Annotated in this window: 4 protein-coding genes; 2 read left to right on the top strand and 2 right to left on the bottom strand. The window is 71.3% G+C overall.

The window, feature by feature from the left end; genetic code table 11:
- Window positions 1–59: 59 nt before the first annotated feature.
- Window positions 60–281, bottom strand: a complete 222-nt coding sequence (locus D0D15_RS35600; RefSeq protein WP_094003621.1) for a DUF2188 domain-containing protein — start codon at window positions 279–281, stop codon at window positions 60–62.
- 119 nt (window positions 282–400) lie between these two features.
- On the opposite strand from D0D15_RS35600, the gene D0D15_RS35595 reads away from it, so the two are divergent.
- Window positions 401–775, top strand: a complete 375-nt coding sequence (locus D0D15_RS35595) for a helix-turn-helix domain-containing protein (protein ID WP_094003620.1) — start codon at window positions 401–403, stop codon at window positions 773–775.
- Entirely contained in the window at window positions 772–1,362 is a 591-nt protein-coding gene (locus D0D15_RS35590; RefSeq protein ID WP_094003619.1) for an ImmA/IrrE family metallo-endopeptidase, read from the top strand. Before D0D15_RS35595 ends, D0D15_RS35590 begins: the two co-directional genes overlap by 4 nt.
- 154 nt (window positions 1,363–1,516) lie before the next feature.
- On the opposite strand, the gene D0D15_RS35585 is transcribed toward D0D15_RS35590, so the two are convergent.
- Window positions 1,517–2,017, bottom strand: a complete 501-nt coding sequence (locus D0D15_RS35585; protein ID WP_094003618.1) for a hypothetical protein — start codon at window positions 2,015–2,017, stop codon at window positions 1,517–1,519.
- Window positions 2,018–2,449 lie beyond the last annotated feature (432 nt).

Raw genomic sequence — 2,449 nt, 5'->3', positions numbered from 1 at the left:
CCCCTAAAGTCCACCCCATGCCCACCCACCCCAACCCCGGCGGAAGGCCGAGGGAGAAGTCAACCCGGAGCGGGAAGCGGATCGTTGCCGTAGAGCCGTCGGCTCTCGATCGACCCGTCCCGCCGCTGGATCCTGAGCACGCTCGGGCGATCGGCGCGCGCCAGCTTCGCGGCCGCGCGCACCGCGTCCCGCTTGCGCTCGTGGTGCGACAGCACGGCCGCGCCTCGCTTGACGTCCCAGCTGCCCAGCATGGGCGAGACCCAGTACACCGTCCGCGACATGATCCGTCTCCTTCCCCCGGTGTTGCAGAACAGCAACACTGTTCCTATAGTACACCACCGTTGCACCTCCGCAACGGTTCGGCAAAACTGCGGCGGGACGAGAGGCGGAGGTGTGCCACATGGGTGGACGGCTGGACACGGGGAGGCTCTATGCGGCACTGGACGCGGAGCGCGAATCACGCGGCCTGTCCTGGCGGCAGCTCGCGGCCGAGGCCGGGGTGAGCGCGTCCCTGGTCAGCCGGATGGGCAACGGTCACCGGCCGGACCTGGACGGGTTCATCGCGCTCGTCCAGTGGCTGGGGATGCCCGCCGAGACGTTCATGGTGTGGCCGGAGGGCCGGCCCGACGGGCGCCGACGGCCCTCGCTCGAAGCGCGGCTCGCACCGCTGCTCCGGGCCGAGGAAGAACTGAGCGAGGCCGACCAGCAGCACGTGCTGGACGTGGTCGGCCTGACGATGCGACACATCCGCGCCAAGAACAAGGAGCTGAAATGACCCTCCGCCGGGGTTTCAAGAAGGAGGCCAGGGAACTCGCGCTCGAGGTGCGGGCCGAGCTGGGCACCGAGGTCTTCGCGCCGCTGGACCCGTGGGCGCTCGCGGAGCTCTACGGCATCGAGGTGTTCGACCTCCGCAGCTCGTTCCTGCCGGAGGCGTCGGTGCGGTACCTGACGGAGGAGCGGCCGCACGTGTTCTCCGCGGCGCTGGTCCCGCTCGACCCCAGCGGCGCCGTGATCATCGAGAACCACGTGCACCCCCTGCGCCGCAGGCGATCGACGATGGCCCACGAGATGGCGCACGTGCTCCTGGAGCACCCGTTCGGCCCAACGCTGACCGACGAGAACGGCTGCCGCTCGGCGGTCGCCGGCATCGAGGAGGAAGCCACCGAACTCTCCGGCGAACTCCTCATCCCCACGGACGCCGCGCGGATAGCGGCGTTCAAGGGGTGGTCGGACCAGTCGGTGGCCAACCACTTCCGGGTCAGCGTCGCGATGGCCACGTGGCGCATGAACATGAGCGGAGCACGCCGGATCGCCGCGCGAACCCGCACCAAGGCCGAGACACGCTACGCCACACCCGCCTGAGCGGTTGTCCACAAAGCAATCCACAGGTGGGCAAACCTGTGGACAACTCAACCGTCCACTGCGGACACAACGGCGGCGGCTGGCGCGCCGCACGGCAGAAATGTGTCAACCGTGGGAAAGAACTCGTGGACGCCGGTGCGCCGCCGGAGCTTCGTCAGGCGTCCTGGGCGGCTTCCTCGCCGAACAGCTCCGCCACCGCGCGTGCCCGGAGTCGTTCCAGGCGGGTGGCTTGGCTGCGGCCGTTCGCGATCAGCTCGTCGAGGCGATCGGCGTCCAGGCGCGAGTCCACGGCGGCGCGGGCACGCAGGGTGCGCCAGGCCGCGACCTTGCCCTCGACGCCGAGCCGGAGCCCTTCGAGTTCGACGACGCGGCTGAGCGGCGACCGGTTGAGCAGCCGGCCGTTGAACTTGAGCCTGCCCGCCTTCTCCAGGAGCCAGCCGGCCCAGTGTCCGGTGGGGCGGCCGGGTTCGCCGAGGGCGCGCATCATCTCGACGAGGGCGTCGCGGTCCTCGGCCATCTCCTCGGCGAGCCGGTCGAGCTTCCCGTTGCCCGCCCACTCGGCCTCCGCGCGCGCGAAACGCCTGGCCAGCTCGACCCCGGCCGTCACCACGGCCACGTGGTCGTTGAGGTAAATACCCAGCAACGTACGACCCATACCGGCGAGTACCCCACGAACGGGTGCCTCAATCCAGGTCACACCCCCGCCCCGGCGCGCTGCGGGCCTGCATCCCCAGAGAGCTGAACCACCACTTTCGGGCCGATGCCGAAACCCCGGCCCAGGCGGATCACCGATGCGGCCGGCGGTCCCCGGCCCGGCAGCGACCGCACGCGGAGCAGAACACCAGGCAGGCAGCCTGCGCGTCAGATCACGCCCTCCGCGCGCAACCGTCGCGGTCAGACCACGCCGCCCGCAACCGCCCCACGGGCCGCTCCAGACCGCACCACCACACGCACCCGTCCCGCCGCCGGCCTCGTCAGACCACGCCGCCCGCAACCGCCCCACCAGCCGCGCCAGCCCACGCCCACCACGCGCAACCGCCCCACCCGCGCCGCCCCAGACCACGGCGCCCGCCCGCAGCCGCTCCAC

The organism is Amycolatopsis thermalba (assembly GCF_003385215.1).
Taxonomy (GTDB): Bacteria; Actinomycetota; Actinomycetes; order Mycobacteriales; family Pseudonocardiaceae; genus Amycolatopsis_E; species Amycolatopsis_E thermalba.
This window is presented reverse-complemented; position numbering and strand designations above follow the sequence as displayed.